Raw genomic sequence first — 16,138 nt, 5'->3', positions numbered from 1 at the left:
TTGGCAGGACGGGGATATTACGGGCAGAAGGCCACGACGAGATGAACACGGCTTGGCAGGAGCTTTAACCAGGCCGGACCACGCGTCTCCCGGAGCTCTGCCGCCCGCCCGACCGTACGGGAGGGTGACGACGGCGGCGGCCGATCGACGCGAATTTGCCGTTCCCATGAATTGATGACGAACATGCCCGGCGGATCACGGCGTCTGTTCACGTGGCATAACCCGGCATTGTCGTGATGCACACCGTGCCACGTCCTTAGTGTGGCTAACTTTCTCGCTGCCGCACCCGAACCCACGAGCGGGTGCCGGTCGCCGAGGAAGGACACGATGCGAAGAAGCGACATGGACAGGAGCCCGGCGGTCCGGGCTCGCGGAATCACAGTTCTCCTGCGGAGAACGTGTTCTGGCTGATGGGCCTGCTCCCCGGCGCCGATCTCGCGGTGCCCGCTGCGGCCAGCCCCTCTTGCCGCCGTGACGCGGGCCCGCAGAGGCGCGCAACGAAGAGCCGCTCACTGGGACCAGTACGAGCTGGACCCAAAAACTTCTGCGATCGTCGACCCGCGTAAGTGTCGTACTCGAGGTATCTGCGGTCCTTCTCCCACGCGGCCTTTGACGTCTCATGAGTCGTGAAGGGTGCCGGTGTGTGTCACGCCGTTTGTCCCGCCGCCGGCAATGGAGTAATCGGTGGACCCTGACCGTTGGGCCACGTTACGCGGCTTGTTTCGGGGTTGTTGCGTCTGTTGTCGGCCGTTTGTATTTGTCCATCAGCTGCCTGAGCGGCGCAAATCCCGCTCTGGGTAGTTCGACCTGAGCTTGGTACTGAACCAACCCGATTCACGGACCCCGCCGCGCCACGTTGAGGCGTTCGTAACCGTGTTGCGCGTGAGCGCCCATTCACGGCGAGTTAACTCCGCCTAGCCGCGGCGTGAAACATCCGGCTGGCGTCATCGATCTCACCCCACTTCAGGAGGAGTGCATGCATTCTCCCCCACGCGGCATTCTCGCCGCCCGACGCCGGGCCAATCGACGACGGCTGGCTTGGCTGCTGACCCCGATCCTGGTTCTCGTAACAATCGGGGTCAGTCCTTCCTCATCCCAGGCGCTTCCGATCGGTGTAGGAACGCCGGTGCAATTCACGCTAACCGACAACCAGGGTGCGTGGTTCGACACCGGTGCGACGCTGTTCGGCACGCGGTCGCTCGGCGTCGCCGTGACGCCGCGGACCAAGCTCGCGTCGCTGCCGCTGAACACCGACACGCTGCTCAACGGCGATCTCGGCGGCGGCCTGCTCAACCTGCCGCTGCTCAACGGCGACGCACCGCTGATCGGCAGCCTCGGTGTGAACGTCAACAGCCTGCTCAACCTCGACCAGCTCAACTCGGCGGTCGACGCGGCGGGCGGCGTGCTCGGATTCCTGAACCCAACGATCCAGCGTGCCAAGACGCAGATCAACCAGCTCAGCCAGCAGCTGTCGACGGTGCCGGACAGCAGTGCCGTCCCGCTCGGCAGCCTGCCCGTGGGTCTCGACCTGATGCGCACGCTCAACGAGGTCGCCGCGCTGGCGCCCGCGGACCTGAGCCTCGCGCCGAAGGCGAAGTTCACGGTGGCGGCACCGGCGGCCGCCTCGGCCCACTCGGTGACCAGCCTGATCTGGCCGGTCGGCGCGCAGCCGCTCGACCAGAACAGTGCGTTCATCGGCAACGTCGAGGCCAACCTGACCGAACCGGGCCTGTACGCGTGGGTCTGCAAGATCCACCCCTACATGCTCGGCGCTGTGGTCGTGGACGACCCGCTCACGCCCGGCCTGGACTTCGGCAAGAAGCTCAACGTCAACGTCAAGGGCGGCATCGTCGTGCCCAGCTCGGCCGACGTGGTGCAGGAGCTCGTGCAGAAGTTCTTCCGGATCACCACCCCTGACAACTGGCAGGTCTACAGCAACACGCAGACCAAGAACTGGAACCCCTACTACCCGCCCGCGCCGATCCTCGAGTACGACGCGAACGAGCAGCCGGTGATCATCCCGAGCCTCGACGCGTACTACAACAGCAAGTTCAACGAGGGCGTCACGCTGCCCGCGCTAACCCAGCGGCCGAGCGTGCCCGGCGTCGGTGAGCTATGGGTCGACACCCAGATGGAGCAGTACGCCGGCAAGGTCAAGTCCGGCGCGGCGACCAAGGTCGACGTGCAGAACTGGACCGTAGACCGGAAGGTGGCGCTACCACAGATCAACCTCAACAACCCGCACAATATGTGGTCGGACCGCGACGGAAAGTACATCTATCAGACGGAATGGTTCTCCGACCGCCTGACCGTATTCGACCGGACCACGGGTAAGCTCGTGCGAACTATCCAGGTCGGCCCGGACCCATCCCATGTGATGACCCGGACCGACACCGACCAGATCCACGTCGCCATCAACGCCGGCAACGCGGTGGTCGAACTGAGTCCGGGTGCCAAGCAGATCGACAGACGCATCCTGGTGCAGGGTCCCGGCCAGACACCGGCCCACCCGCACGCGCACTGGATGAGCGCCGACGGGCACACCATGGTCACGCCGAACGTCAACCACAACAACTCGACGATCGTCGACGTGCCGTCGGGCTCGATCCAGGAGGTGCAGACCGAGCAGCTGCCCATCGCGACCGGCATGATGCCGGACTCCTCGAAGTACTACGTGGCCAACTTCCTCGGCCAGAGCGTCTCCTGCATTTCGCTGGACGGGCCGGCGTGCCACACCGACAGCGGCACGAAGGTCGGCTACAAGTCCATCAACCTGTGGGCGAACTACGACATGGTGACCGGGGCGACGACCGGGGGCTTCGGCGGCCTGCCGATCCAGATCCCGGTCAGCCCTGACGGCAACGTGGCGTTCGTGGCGAACACGCTCACGAGCAACATCGCCGTCATCGACACCAAGACCGACAAGGTCATCAAGTACATGCCGTGCGACTCCGGCTGTCACGGCATCAACTTCGGTGCCAAGCGCGGCGGCGGCTACTACGCCTACGTGTCGAGCAAGTTCGCCAACACCCTCGCCGTGATCGACCCCGACCCCAACGGCGACGGCAACCCCGCCGACGCCACAATCGTCGGCAAGATGGTTCTCGACTCGGCCGCGGGCACCGCCGTGGACGACGTCGTGACCGGCTACAACGGCATGGGCGGGCAGGGCGTCTTGCCCTACCCGATCGTCTACAACGGCTGGGTGCAGAACGCCACGCCGGAGATGGCGAACCAGCTCACGTGTGCCCAGCTCAACCCCATCAACCCGGCAGTCTGCGAGTAACTGCGGGCCCGCACTGCGGGGGAGGGACCGTGAAACGGACGGTCCCTCCCCCTGACCAGGGCCCCCGATCGCGCACCACCCACGCCGGTCCATTCGGCCGCCGACACGTGGGCGCGTGCATTCCACAGTAGACGAGGAAGTACACCCATGTCTGATACGACCGCGCCGGAGCCCTTCGCGGCCCTCCGGCGTGCCCTCTCCGACGCCTCGCCACCGGTACGGCGGCTGATGCTGATCGGCGTGATCGCGCTCTCGATGCTGGTCTCCGGCGTGGCACTGTTCGCGCCGAAGGCCGCGAACAGTGCCACGAACCACACGATCGCGATCAAAAACTTCGCGTTCACGCCAGACGTGCTCACGCTGGCACCCGGCGACACGGTCACGTTCGTCAACCAGGAGACAGACGGTACCGTCCACGCCATCCGCGGCGACTTCACGTCCCCGGACCTGCCGCCCGGGGCGAGCTTCATGGTCACCGTCACCGCCGCCGGCTCGTACAACTACTACTGCAGTTTCCACCCGTACATGACCGGCATCATCAACGCCGGAACGGCACCGCCGTCGCCGTCGCCGCCCCGGTCACCGAGCGCGAGCCCGTCGCCGTCCCGCTCACCGAGCGCGAGCCCGTCGCCGAGTGGCAGCCCGGGCGCGAGCCCGAGCCCGAGCGTCTCCCCGACGACGCCGCCGCCCGGCACCGCGCCCTGCGACAAGCCGGTCCTCGGCGCCGACCAGGGCGATGGCACCCGGCTGGCCGCCTACGAGCTGGTCGGCACCGTCAAGGTGTTCAAGCTGTGCATGTCGCAGACCGACTGGGAGGTCTCGCCCGGGGTGGTGAAGCAGGCGTACACGTTCAACGGCATAGTGCCCGGCCCCACCATCAAGGTCAACGAGGGCGACCAGGTGCGGGTCATCGTGCAGAACGACCTGCCGGAGCACACGGCGGTGCACTGGCACGGCATGCAACTGCCGAACGCGCAGGACGGCGTGCCGGACATCACCCAGCCGCACATCATGCCCGGCAAGACCTACACGTACGAGTGGACCGCCAAGTCGACCGGCACGCACTGGTACCACTCGCACATGGGCGGCGGCCAGGTCGGCCGGGGCCTCTACGGCGCGCTCCTGGTGACCCCGACGCTGGGCGACATCGCCGCCGACAAGCACTACACCATCGAGATCGGCGACGGTTCCAACGGGTTCACCTTCAACGGCAAGTCGTACCCGGCGACCGTGCCGCTGACGGCGGCGGTCAACCAGAAGGTCCACGTCCGGCTGATCGGCACGGGCCCCGAGATGATCCACCCGATGCACCTGCACGGGGTGCCGTTCCAGGTCGTGGCCCAAGACGGCAACAAGCTCGCCTCACCGTACACCGTGGACACGCTCAACGTCGGTGTCGGACAGACGTACGACATCGTGTTCCAGCCCAAAGAGCCCGGGAAGTGGTTGCTGCACTGCCACATCTTCTCCCACTCCGAGGGGCCCAACGGCATGATCGGCCTCGTGACGATCATCAATGTAACGCCGTAATCGCCGGCTGAACCCGCCTCCGAACCCGTGCCGGTCAGCCGTGAGCGCACCTGGCCGGCACGGGCTCCACATACCGATACGCGCAAGGAGTCCGCGCATGAAGCCCATCCGTGCCGTCGCCGCGACGCTCGTCGCCGGCGTCGCCGTCCTGCTCGCCCCCACCTCGCCGGCGTGGGCCCACGTCACCGTTTCCCCCTCGGTCGCCACCACCGGCGGCTACGGCACGTTCGCGTTCAAGGTGCCCGACGAGCGCGCGGACGCGAAAACGACCCGCGTCGAGGTCGTCTTCCCGGAGAACGCCCAGCTCACCAGCGTCTCCCTGCGTCCCGTCCCGGGCTGGACGGCCACTGTCGCCACCCGGCAACTGCCGAACGCCGCGTCCGCCGGGCACGACGACGAGGCCGCCGACAAGGCCGTCACGGGCATCGTGTGGGAAGGCGGCGCCATCAAGCCCGGCGAGTTCCAGGTCTTCGAGGTGTCCCTCGGTCCGCTGCCCACCACGCCCGGCCAGCTCGTGTTCAAAGCGCTGCAGACCTACAGCGACGGTGAGGTCGTCCGCTGGATCGACATCCCGGAGGCCGGCGCGCCACGGCCCGAACACCCGGCGCCGATGATCGACGTCAAGCCGGCGGACGCGCAGGCCAACGCGCCCGCCGCGCCCGCTGCGCCCGCCGCGGCCACCCCCACCCCCACCGGCGACGGCGTCGCTCGCCTGCTCGGCTGGGCCGGCCTCGCGCTCGGCGCCCTCGCGCTGCTGACGGCGGCCGCGACCGGGCTGCGCCGGCGCACCCCGGTGCCGGCCTCCGCGCCGCTCGCGGAGGCGGACACAGCCGCGCGGCTCTCGCCGTGACCCGCATCAGGACGCGCGGCGCGGGGCTCGCCGTCCTCCTCGCAGGGTTCGCCACCGCCGTGTCCCTCGTGGTGGCGAGCCCTGCCTGGGCGCACGCGGAACTGGTCGACGCCGCGCCGGCCAACGGCCAGATCTACCAGGACTCGCCTCGGACGCTGCTGCTGCAGTTCACCGACCCGGTGACCGTGCCGCCGGACGGCCTGCGGCTGTTCGGCCCAGACGGCGCCCGCATCGGCATCGGCGCACCGGTCCACCGCGTGGGCGACGACACGTCGGTGGAGGCCCCGCTGAACGGGAAACTCGCCGACGGCGTCTACACCGTCTCGTGGCGGGTGGTGTCCTCCGACAGCCACCCGGTGCAGGGCGCCTACACGTTCACCGTCGGTACGCCGGGCAGCCGCCCGGCCGGCGTCACGCCCCCGGGCGATCGTTCCGGCGATGCCGCGACGGCGTACGGCGCCGCCCGGTGGGCCGCGTTCGCAGGATTCGCCATGCTGCTCGGCACCGCGTTCTACCTGGCGTGGTGCTGGCCGGCCGGTGCGCGGCGACGGTCGGCCCGGCGGGCGTTGTGGGCCGGCTGGGGAGTCAGCCTCGCTGCCGCGATCGCCTCCGGCCTGTTGTACGGGCCGTACGTGGCCGACGGCGATGTGGCGGGCGCCTTCGACCTGCGGCTGCTGTCCACGACGTGGGCCACCGGCCTTGGCCGTGCCCTCGGGCTTCGCGTCGCTCTGCTGCTCGCCGCGGCGCCCGCGCTCGTCTGGTTGCTGAACCGCTACCCGGACGCGCCGGACCGCCGCACGCGGTGGACGGCCGCGGCGGCGGTGCTCGCGGCCGCCGCGGCGCTCGCCGCGACCTGGAGCATCGCGAACCACAGCGTGACGGGCGAGGCCGGCGGGTTCGCCGTGCCGGTCGACGTCGTGCACCTCGTCGCCGGCTCGGTCTGGCTCGGGGGTCTCGTCGCGCTCGCCATGACGCACGTGCCGACCCGCGACGCCGTCACCCTGCGCGTGGCGGTGCCCCGGTTCTCGCACACGGCGCTGGTGTGCGTGGCGCTGATCGTCGCCACCGGCCTGTTCCAGGCATGGCGGCAGGTCGGGTCGCCGCCGACGCTGTTCGCCACCGCGTACGGCATGGTTCTGCTGGCGAAGGTCGCCCTCGTGGTCGTGCTGGTCGCGTTCGGCGCCGCCGCCCGCGGATGGGTCGCCCGCTACTACGGCGCGGGCGGCAACCGGCGCCGCGGCGGCCCTGACCCGCACCAGCTCTACGCGTTCTACCGGCGGCTGCTGGCCGAGATGGCGGTGGGCGGCGTCGTGCTCGGCCTGTCCGCCGCGTTGGTCGCCATGGAGCCGGCCCGCTCGGCGTACGCCGAGCGCCGCTCGACGGCGGCGCCCGCGAATACGGCGGCGCCGGTGCCGGCCGTGCCCACACCCGTGCCGTTCTCGGCCGGCTCCGGCCCCGCCGCGCGCGGTGCGGTGCTGCTCGCGGTATTTCCGCCCAAGGTGGGGCCGGCGCAGCTGCACCTGTCGGTGCTCGACCCGAACGGCGCGCCCCTCAACGTGCCGGAGGTGCACGCCGCCATGACCCTCACAGACCGGGACCTCGGGCCGATCCCGGTGGAGCTCCAGGGCGCCGGCGGGCACTACATCGGCCAGCTGAACCTGCCGTTCCCGGGTCGCTGGCAGGCCGTTCTCACGGTCCGCACCACGGAGACGGACCAGGCCACGGTTCGCGTCGTGGTCGACGTGAGCGCCTGAAGGGCGGATTCGGACAAGCCACGCGGCACGCGGGCCGAGATCGACACGGCGGTCGCGGACGCGCAGTGCCGGGCCGAGACCGGCTACTCCGACGTCCGCCGCACGGTCTACACCGAGGCCCAGCAGCGGGTCATCGACCGCGATCGTGCCGTCTTGCCCGGGCCGCCGAAGCTCAGCCGGGTGTCCGGCAGCAGCGCCCTGACGTGCCCGAACTCGCCGCCGGAGGAGACCTCGAACCCGTCCGTGTACGGCGCGAGCGTCCGCAGCACCTCGGGGTCGGGGTTGGCCTTGACGGCGTAGCAGAGCTCGGTCCCGGCCAGGGCGGCCTGTACGGCCGCCACGTGGCGGGCGAGCCCGGCGAGGTCGTAGACGTAGGCGGGGACGTCGTCCAGCGACTCGGCGATCTGCCGTACGCCCGATGGGATGGCCATGCTCATCCGCGCCCCTGGCGTGGGTCGGCTCGGGCCAGAGCGGGCCGGGGCGGGGCCCGGGCGGCGCGAGCGGGTTGGCGACGTGCACGTATCCGGCCTCCCGGTCGGCCGCCCTCGCCCATCGCACGGTGAGGTTCGCCTTGGCGGGCAGCGGCGCCCCCGCCAGCAGCCGGGTCAGCGGCGCGAGGGCGTTGAGGTCGGCAGCGGGCCAGGCGGCGCGGCCGGGCAGGTAGCGGGATGCACGGTCGGGTGCATGGTCGGATGCGTGGCGGGATACATGGTCGGGCGCGTGGGCGGCGACGTAGCAGTGTCGGCCACTGTGGCGGCGACCTCCGCCAGGTGGTTGACGAACAGGCAGTAGGCCACCCGGTCCCAGCCGCGACCGGCGTCGTACGGCAGAGGAGAGGATGATGATCCCCGGTCCTAAGAAGCGGAACGGCACGAATCGTCCAGGTCGGTTGGGGGTGTGTCGCTCATGGCGGTCATCTTCCTCCCGCGGCCGCTCATCCTCGGCTGACGCGCAGCGGTGGAGGCGCTCGTTGCCAGGCGATCGGGCATCGGTGTGCCGCTCTTCCGGCCCTGCGCCGCTCTCGCGGGAACCCGGAGCAGATGAACCGCTTCTCATGGTACGAGGCGCACGACTACAAGAAGCCCTACCCGGGTGACGGCGAGATGCACGGGGCGGGAGGCCGGCCGGGGCGGCGTCCGCGTGAGCCGGGTCAGCGCCGCGCCCGCGCGTCGCTGCCCGACTTGGCCCGGAGGAGTTCGGCGAACAGGTTCTCCCACAGCGGCATGACGTTCTCCGGCGCGTACTCCCTGGCGGTCGCCGCGGCGGCCGCGCCCATGCGCAGTCGCAGGCCGCGGTCGGCGATGAGCCGGTTGAGGGCCGCGGCGAGGGCGTCGACGTCCTCGCAGGGCACCAGCAGACCGTCGGCGCCGTCGGTGAGCACGTCGCGGGGGCCGGTCGGGCAGTCGAAGGCCACGATCGGCAGCGCGTGGGTCATCGCCTCGATCATGACCATGGGCAGGCCCTCGAAGCGGCTGCTCAGCGCGTAGACGGAGGCCCGGGTGAGTTCGTCGTCGAGGCGGTCGGTCCGGCCCATCAGCGTCACGTGCGCGGACAGGCCGTGCTCGCCGATCAGCCTGCGCAGGGCGGCCTTCTTCGGGCCGGTGCCGAAGACCCGCAGGCGCCACTCCGGATGGTCCTTCACCACCTGGGCGAACGCGGGGAGCAGCAGGTCGAAGCCCTTCTGCCTGACCAGGCGGCCCGCGGCGACCACGATGGGGTGCTCCTGCCGGGACGGCTCCTGGTTCACCGAGTGCACCGCGTTGGGGATCCGCACGATCCTCGTCCCGGGCAGCGCGCGCTCGTATTCGCTCCGGTCGCCGGCCGTCAGCACGGCGACCGCGTCGAACGCGCCGTAGTGCCGGACGATCTCCTCGCGCAGCGTCTGCGGATAGGTGCCGAGGTTCATGTGCTCCTGCGCCACCCGTACGACGTTCGTGGAGCCGCGACGCGCGGAGATCAGGTTCAGCGCCGGCCGCGTGGTGATGAGGATCCCGTCGTCCACCGAGGCGACGTAGTCGATGACGGCCTTCTCGACCCGCTCGGTGAAGTAACCGGCGGCGAACTCGCCGTACGGCACGATCTTGCCGCGCAGCCGCCGCCACACGCGGCGGCCGAGGGAGTCGGCCAGCACGCCGGCCCGCTGGTCCACGAGCGTGGTGAGGGCGACGGCGGGATGCAACCGGAACTGCGGCTCCTCACGGCGGCGCACCACGCTGACGATCTCCACGTCGTGGCCGAGCGCGGCCATCGCGTTCGCCTGGTTGACGACGGTGCGGATCGTGCCGCCCATGCCGTAGGCGTGCAGGAGCATGTAGCGGATCCTCATCGGCCCTCCTCCCGGGGGAGGTAGCCCCAGCTGCGGCACATGGGTTTGAGCAGGCCGGGTATCTCGTCCGCCCCGGGCAGGTCGCGCCCCGGCTGCACCGTGCCCGACCGGATCTTGTCGCTCCAGTCGCCCAGGCCCTTCTGCACCACCTTCTGCTCGCCGTACGCCAGCATCGCGGGCTCCCACTCCACTCCGAGGAAGTCGCAGATGGCGCGGGTCGTCTTCTCGGGCTCGGCGGTCAGGTCCTCGTAGCGCACGGTCAGGCCGGTGAGCGCCTTCCTGGCCCGCTGCACCGCCTTCATGTAGCGCAGAGCGTCGGCGGCGGCCTCCTCCCTGGTCCGCTTGACGGGGTCGGCCTCATACCAGGAGGCGGCGATGGAGGCGGGGTGACGCAGCAGGAAGACGTACCGGGCGTCGGGCCAGCAGGCGGCGATCCGGGCGTACGCGAAGGCGTTGGCGGGGGTCTTGTCCACGATGGTCCGCTTGCCGCTGCGTACCAGTTCGCGGTGGAGCACCCGGTCCCACAGCATGTGCTCCAGGTCGGCCTGGTTATGGCCGAGCGCCTCCATCGCCTTACGGGCCAGCGGCGTGCCGAACCCGACGGTCAGCCGCCTGACGTGCAGCTCATGCGGGGCGTGCAGGTCGGGGTGGGCGTTCAGGATCGACCGCAGCAGGGTGGAGCCCGACCGCACCGGGGACATGACGAACACCGGAGCGACCAGCAGGCGATCGGCGCGAGGGTCGGCGGGAGGACGCACCAGTTCCTCCGGCGCCGGAGCCGGGGCGGGACCCGAGGGCGAGGACTGGGCGGCGGGCCGGACACGGGTGAGCTGGACTCCCGTGAACCTGACGAGTGCGCCGTTGATCCTCCGCTGCCATGTCATGGCCCGCGACGTTACCGGGGCTTCCGGGGAATTCCCTGAGAATCCACCCCCTGCTCACCTGTGACTCCCTCGCGTGTCACCAGGCGGCTTGCCGCGGTCAGCCATCGGCGCGCCGTGTCGAGGTGGCCGTCGCCCAGCCCGTCGCGGGGATCGACGGCCACGACCAGGAACTCGCCGACCCCCGGATGACCGTCCAGATACTCCAGATCGGCCGGCCCGAGATCGTCGTCGAACCAGACGAACGGCCGGCCACGGACGTACTCGGCGACGTGCCAGGTCTTGAGGTTCACCCCGGGCGGGCGGGAGGCGTCGCCGTCGATCGGGACGACGGGCAGCGGCGGCAGGCCGATCCTGGGGCCGATCTCCTCGTTGGCGCGCTCGCCCCAGGTCGTCGCCCAGATCAGCGTCGCGCCGGTTTCCCGGCGCAGCGCGGTCAGCTTGGCGCCGTGCCGGGGATCGAGCAGCAGACGGAACCCCTCGCCCTCCACCACGCACTCGAAGCGGCGGAAGCGCGGCGAGGAGCGCCGTACGGGGTTGAGCACCCCGTCGACGTCCAGCAGCAGAAGAGCGCCGTCCATCACATGGCCATCATCTCTCCGCGGACGCCGCCTCTCCACTCCATATGGTGTGCGGAAGCGAAGCGGACCCGGCCGGACATCGTCCGGCCGGGTCCGCTCGTGGTCGTCAGAGGGTGAGGATCAGGAACAGGTGAGGGTCGGGGTGGCCGCGCTGCCGTTGGCGGTGAAGCCGAAGGTGGTCGACGAGCCGGCCGCGACGGAGCCGTTGTAGGGGGCGTTGCGGACGGTCACGTTGGAACCGGACCCGCTCTGCGTGCCGTTCCACAGGCTGCTGATGCTCTGCCCGCCGGGCCAGCTCCAATTGACCGTCCAGCCGTTCAGTGACGAGCCGCCGGCGCGGACCGTGACCTCGGACTGGAATCCGCCGGGCCAGGAGTTGACCGTACGGATGGTCGCGCTGCACGCTCCGCTCGGATCCGGCGAGGTGCTCGGCGAGGTCCCGGGCGACGGGCTGACCGGGGGATTCGGGCTCGGGCTGACCGGTGGGGTGGGGCTGGGCGAGGTGTTCGGCGTGGCGGCGTTGAGGGCGTTCAGCACCGAGGTGTAGGCGGCCTTCTTGTTGCCGTTGCCGTCGAACAGCAGCGGGGTGTCGCCCGAGCGCCAGGAGTCGCTGTCGCGTACGCCCCACACGGTGATGCCGACGCACCTCGGGACGGCCAGGCAGTCGTTGACCACGTTGGCGTAGGTCGTGGCCGAGGCGCCCTGGATGTCCAGCTCGGTGATGGCCACGTCCACGCCGAGGGCGGCGAAGTTCTGCAGGGTGGTGCGGTAGTTGCCCGGGTAGGGGCTGCCGCTGTTGAAGTGCGACTGCAGGCCGACGCAGTCGATGGGCACGCCGCGGGCCTTGAAGTCCTTGACCATGTTGTAGACGCCCTGCGTCTTGGCCCAGGACCAGTTGTCGATGTTGTAGTCGTTGTAGCAGAGCTTGGCCGCGGGGTCGGCGGCCCGCGCGGTGCGGAAGGCGACCTCGATCCAGTCGTTGCCGGTGGCCTGGAGGTTGGACTGGCGGCGTCCGCCGGAGCCGTCGTCGAAGGCCTCGTTGACCACGTCCCAGTAGGGGATCTTGCCCTTGTAGTGGGACAGGACGCCGTTGATGTGGCTGATCATCGCCTGGCGCAGCGAGCTGCCCGACAGCTGCCCCCAAAAGCTCGGCTGCTGCTGGTGCCAGGCCAGAGTGTGGCCGCGGACCTGCTTGCCGTTCTGGATGGCCCAGTTGTAGATCCGGTCGGCGTTGGTGAAGTTGAACTGCCCCGGCTGCGGCTCGGTGGCGTCGGGCTTCATCTCGTTCTCAGCCGTGATCATGTTGAACTCACGGTTGGCGATCGTGGCGTACTGCGAGTCGCCGAGCCTGTTCGCGCTGATCGCCGTACCGAAATAACGGCCGCTCTGCGCCGCCGCGGCGCCCAGCGTGCTCGCCGCCGCGTCGGCGGGAACCGACACCGCCACGGCGGTGATGGCGCCGAGAACGCCGAGGGCGCCGGCGAGCAGCACCCGGGCGCGGCGTGGTCGCCGGAGCCGATCTGAGGGGGTGGCGTTCGTATCCATGCCTGAGCCTCCACAACTGAATCACGGAAAGCGGGACATCCGCGGGATCGGCACCGCGTCCCATCACGGGACGCACACCACGAGGGCGTCGCGGACGGCGACCCCCTGCCGCTTCACCACCGACCTGGCAGGGAGAAACCGCCTCGGGGACTCAGTCTGGAAACCTCGCCGAAATGTGTCAAGACTATCCTGAAACTTTCGGTGACCCTGTCCCGCCATGCTGCCCTAACCGGGGCCCGGTAGGCCCTACAGCCATCGCAAACATGGCGACGACCTCGCCCTATGAGGCGCGTCGTCGATGAAACTTTCAGCGCGACTCCTGTGCCGATCGCGGCCCGGCCGTTCCCGATAAGTCCTGATGAACGAACGTCCGCTCCGTGCCGGCGCGGATCGGCGGATGCCGGGGCCCTTGACGGAGCCCCTCCGGCTCGTATTTGCTCCGGCGCACCACCATCCACCGGCCGCCCCAGAAGAGAAGCAACGACTCGCCGGTTTCTGTTAGCGCTAACAGGTCTGCGGACGGCGCCACGGAGCCGGCCTGCGCCGCTGATGGTCTTCATCGACTGGAGACCGCACCGCCATGCCAGAGCCTCGCCTCATTCAGCTCGCCGCCATCGGGAAGGATGGACCACTGTAGATGTTAACGCTAACAAGTGCTGGCTCCGCGAAGAGGCCGCGCACCCACGGTTGGAGGCGGTGGAGCCGCCGGCTGACCACCGCGCTCCTGGCCATGACCGTCGCGGCGATGGCGCCGGGCGTCGCCCACGCCGAGTCCAACGGCGGGGTGCGGGTCATGCCGCTCGGCGACTCGATCACCGAGGGCACCCAGGTGCCGGGCGGTTATCGCATCGGCCTGTGGCAGCGCCTGGCGGCCGGGCGTTACACGGTCGATTTCGTCGGATCGCAGTACAACGGGCCGTCCAATCTGGGCGACCACGACCACGAGGGCCACCCCGGGTGGCGGATCGACCAGATCGACGCCAACATCACCCGCTGGGTGCAGACCTACACCCCGCGCACGGTGTTGCTGCACATCGGCACCAACGACGTGCTGCAGAACTACAACGTCTCGGGGGCGCCGCAGCGGCTGTCCACCCTGATCGACCACATCACCGCCGCGGCGCCCAACGCCGAGGTGTTCGTCGCGACGATCATTCCGCTGTCGAACTCCGGTCAGGAGGCGGCGGCCCGCAACTTCAACGCGCAGATCCCCGGGATCGTGCAGTCCAAGGCCAACAGCGGCAGGCACGTCCACCTGGTCGACATGCACAGCAAGCTGACCACCGGCGATCTGATCGACGGCATCCACCCCACCGCGACCGGCTACGACAAGATGGCCGCCGCCTGGTACGCCGCGCTGCAGTCGGTCCCCGGCAGCCTCGGCCAGGGCGGCGGCCCGTCGCCGAGCCCCAGCGCGACTCCGACGTCCCCGGGGGCGGGCGCGATCAGGGGAGTGGGCTCCGGCAGGTGCCTGGACGTGACCAGCGCGAGCACCGCGGACGGCACCCAGGTGCAGCTGTGGGACTGCAACGGCCAGAGCAACCAGACCTGGACGTCCACCTCCGCCCAGGAACTGCGGGTGTACGGCAACAAGTGCCTGGACGCGGCCGGCACCGGCAACGGCGCCGTGATCCAGATCTACAGCTGCTGGGGCGGCGACAACCAGAAGTGGCGCGTCAACTCCGACGGCAGCATCCAGGGCGTCCAGTCGGGGCTGTGCCTGGACGCGGTCGGAGCGGGCACCGGCAACGGCACCAAGATCCAGCTGTACTCCTGCCACGGCGGCACCAACCAGAAGTGGACCCGTTCCTGACCCGCGACGTCGCCCGGAGATGACCGGCACCCCCCGCACCGATCCCGGTCATCTCCGGGCGCCCCATCCCTGCTCCTGACCGAACCAGGCATACGCGTCACTCCCGAACGGAAGGACATGGCGTGAAACGAAGGCTCAGAGCGATACTGGCGGCCGTCACCCTGCCCCTGGTGATCGCCGGCACGCTCCTGGGGGCCCGGCCCGCCGCGGCCGCGTCACTGACCCGGGTCATCGGCTTCGGCAACAACCCGACCAACCTGAACATGTACATCTACGTGCCCGACAGGGTCGCGGCGCGACCGGCGCTGCTGGTGCTGGTGCACTACTGCAGTGGATCCGCCAGCGCGATCTTCAACGGCAACGGGCACGACTACGTCACCGCCGCCGACCGGTACGGCTACATCATCGTGGTCCCCGAGGCCACCCGCAGCGAGAAGTGCTTCGACGTCTCCACCCCGGCCGCGCTGCGGCGCGACGGCGGCAGCGACTCCACCGGCATCATGTCGATGGTCGCCTACGCCCGTCAGCGCTACAACGTCGATCCGGGCCGGATCGTGGTCAGCGGCTTCTCCTCCGGCGCGATGATGACCAACGTCCTGGCCGCCGAATACCCCGACGTGTTCGCGGCCGGGTCGGCGTTCTCCGGCGTACCGGCCGGGTGCTTCGCCACCACCAACGGCTCGCTGTGGAACAGCCAGTGCTCCGGCGGGCAGCTCATCAAGACCGCCCAGCAGTGGGGCGACCAGGTGCGGGCGATGTATCCCGGCTACACCGGCCGCTATCCCCGCATGCAGCTGTGGCACGGCACCACCGACACCACCCTCGCCTACCCGAACTACGGCGAGGAGATCAAGCAGTGGACCAACCTGCACGGGCTGAGCCAGACCCCCGCGTTCACCGACCACCCGCAGTCGTCGTGGACCCGGACCCGGTACGGCAACACGGGAACCCAGGCCACCGTCGAGGGCATCAGCATCTCCGGCGTCGGCCACCAGCTGCCGATGAACGGCCAGATCGCCTACGCCATCTCCTTCCTCGGCCTCGACGGCAGCACACCGTCGTCCCCCAGCCCGTCCCCGGGTAGCCCGTCACCCAGCCCGACCGTGACCCCGACCCCCGGTGGAGGCAGTGGGCCGATCAAGGGAACGGCCTCCGGCAGGTGCCTGGACGTGCCCGGCGCGAGCACCGCGGACGGCACCCAGGTGCAGCTGTGGGACTGCAACGGCCAGAGCAACCAGACCTGGACGTCCACCTCCGCCCAGGAACTGCGGGTGTACGGCAACAAGTGCCTGGACGCGGCCGGCACCGGCAACGGCGCCGTGATCCAGATCTACAGCTGCTGGGGCGGCGACAACCAGAAGTGGCGCGTCAACAGCGACGGCAGCATCCAGGGCGTCCAGTCGGGGCTGTGCCTGGACGCGGTCGGAGCGGGCACCGGCAACGGCACCAAGATCCAGCTGTACTCCTGCCACGGCGGCACCAACCAGAAGTGGAGCTGGACCAGGTAGGCCACACCGAAAGCCTCCGGTGCGGCACCCCGCCGCGCCGGGGGCCTTCCGGCGGCCCCCGTCA

The 16,138-nt window shown here is 70.0% G+C and carries 11 protein-coding genes; 6 read left to right on the top strand and 5 right to left on the bottom strand.

Annotation, left to right across the window (positions count from 1 at the left end; all coding sequences use genetic code 11):
* Positions 1-1,126 precede the first annotated feature (1,126 nt).
* The 4 genes from ACQPZZ_RS22460 (at position 1,127) to ACQPZZ_RS22445 (ending at position 7,420) form a co-directional block, all read left to right on the top strand.
* The gene (locus tag ACQPZZ_RS22460; protein ID WP_432921467.1) at positions 1,127-3,286 is read left to right on the top strand and encodes a hypothetical protein; all 2,160 of its coding nucleotides are present in this window, start codon (positions 1,127-1,129) and stop codon (positions 3,284-3,286) included.
* A 147-nt stretch (positions 3,287-3,433) separates the two neighbouring features.
* Positions 3,434-4,816, top strand: a complete 1,383-nt coding sequence (locus ACQPZZ_RS22455) for a multicopper oxidase domain-containing protein (RefSeq protein ID WP_432921464.1) — start codon at positions 3,434-3,436, stop codon at positions 4,814-4,816.
* A gap of 97 nt (positions 4,817-4,913) precedes the next feature.
* Positions 4,914-5,666 (top strand): YcnI family copper-binding membrane protein, encoded by a 753-nt coding sequence (locus tag ACQPZZ_RS22450; protein WP_432921461.1) that lies wholly within the window; start codon positions 4,914-4,916, stop codon positions 5,664-5,666.
* A complete protein-coding gene (locus ACQPZZ_RS22445) occupies positions 5,663-7,420 on the top strand; it encodes a copper resistance protein CopC (RefSeq protein ID WP_432921458.1) in 1,758 nt (585 codons plus the stop codon). The genes ACQPZZ_RS22450 and ACQPZZ_RS22445 overlap by 4 nt, the downstream gene beginning before the upstream one ends.
* A gap of 107 nt (positions 7,421-7,527) precedes the next feature.
* Here the strand turns inward: ACQPZZ_RS22445 and ACQPZZ_RS22440 are convergent, their stop codons facing one another.
* From ACQPZZ_RS22440 to ACQPZZ_RS22420, 5 genes are all read right to left on the bottom strand, one after another.
* Positions 7,528-7,857: a hypothetical protein gene (locus tag ACQPZZ_RS22440; RefSeq protein WP_432921455.1), complete on the bottom strand. Its 330-nt coding sequence runs from the start codon at positions 7,855-7,857 to the stop codon at positions 7,528-7,530.
* Between the two features lie 713 nt (positions 7,858-8,570).
* Positions 8,571-9,746: a glycosyltransferase family 4 protein gene (locus ACQPZZ_RS22435; RefSeq protein WP_432921452.1), complete on the bottom strand. Its 1,176-nt coding sequence runs from the start codon at positions 9,744-9,746 to the stop codon at positions 8,571-8,573.
* A complete protein-coding gene (locus ACQPZZ_RS22430; protein ID WP_432921449.1) occupies positions 9,743-10,630 on the bottom strand; it encodes a sulfotransferase family protein in 888 nt (295 codons plus the stop codon). Before ACQPZZ_RS22430 ends, ACQPZZ_RS22435 begins: the two co-directional genes overlap by 4 nt.
* Before the next feature lie 11 nt (positions 10,631-10,641).
* Entirely contained in the window at positions 10,642-11,208 is a 567-nt protein-coding gene (locus tag ACQPZZ_RS22425) for an HAD domain-containing protein (RefSeq protein WP_432921446.1), read from the bottom strand.
* A 120-nt stretch (positions 11,209-11,328) separates the two neighbouring features.
* Complete coding sequence (locus tag ACQPZZ_RS22420) at positions 11,329-12,753, bottom strand: endo-1,4-beta-xylanase (RefSeq protein ID WP_432921443.1); 1,425 nt, start codon at positions 12,751-12,753, stop codon at positions 11,329-11,331.
* Positions 12,754-13,483: 730 nt separating this feature from the next.
* Here ACQPZZ_RS22420 and ACQPZZ_RS22415 point away from each other — a divergent pair.
* Complete coding sequence (locus tag ACQPZZ_RS22415) at positions 13,484-14,566, top strand: ricin-type beta-trefoil lectin domain protein (RefSeq protein WP_432921440.1); 1,083 nt, start codon at positions 13,484-13,486, stop codon at positions 14,564-14,566.
* A gap of 122 nt (positions 14,567-14,688) precedes the next feature.
* Positions 14,689-16,074 (top strand): extracellular catalytic domain type 1 short-chain-length polyhydroxyalkanoate depolymerase, encoded by a 1,386-nt coding sequence (locus ACQPZZ_RS22410; RefSeq protein WP_432921437.1) that lies wholly within the window; start codon positions 14,689-14,691, stop codon positions 16,072-16,074.
* Positions 16,075-16,138 lie beyond the last annotated feature (64 nt).

The organism is Microbispora sp. CA-135349 (assembly GCF_050947365.1).
Classification (GTDB): Bacteria; Actinomycetota; Actinomycetes; order Streptosporangiales; family Streptosporangiaceae; genus Microbispora.
Note: the sequence above shows the minus strand (reverse complement) of the source record. Positions and strands in the feature narration are given on the sequence as shown.

What these genes read in the sequence shown, in the direction of transcription:
- ACQPZZ_RS22455 (WP_432921464.1), top strand. Translation starts at nt 3,434, where the DNA reads ATGTCTGATACGACCGCGCCGGAGCCCTTCGCGGCCCTCCGGCGTGCC.
- ACQPZZ_RS22440 (WP_432921455.1), bottom strand. Translation starts at nt 7,857, where the DNA reads ATGAGCATGGCCATCCCATCGGGCGTACGGCAGATCGCCGAGTCGCTG.
- ACQPZZ_RS22425 (WP_432921446.1), bottom strand. Translation starts at nt 11,208, where the DNA reads ATGGACGGCGCTCTTCTGCTGCTGGACGTCGACGGGGTGCTCAACCCC.
- ACQPZZ_RS22435 (WP_432921452.1), bottom strand. Translation starts at nt 9,746, where the DNA reads ATGAGGATCCGCTACATGCTCCTGCACGCCTACGGCATGGGCGGCACG.
- ACQPZZ_RS22415 (WP_432921440.1), top strand. Translation starts at nt 13,484, where the DNA reads ATGACCGTCGCGGCGATGGCGCCGGGCGTCGCCCACGCCGAGTCCAAC.
- ACQPZZ_RS22420 (WP_432921443.1), bottom strand. Translation starts at nt 12,753, where the DNA reads ATGGATACGAACGCCACCCCCTCAGATCGGCTCCGGCGACCACGCCGC.
- ACQPZZ_RS22430 (WP_432921449.1), bottom strand. Translation starts at nt 10,630, where the DNA reads ATGACATGGCAGCGGAGGATCAACGGCGCACTCGTCAGGTTCACGGGA.
- ACQPZZ_RS22450 (WP_432921461.1), top strand. Translation starts at nt 4,914, where the DNA reads ATGAAGCCCATCCGTGCCGTCGCCGCGACGCTCGTCGCCGGCGTCGCC.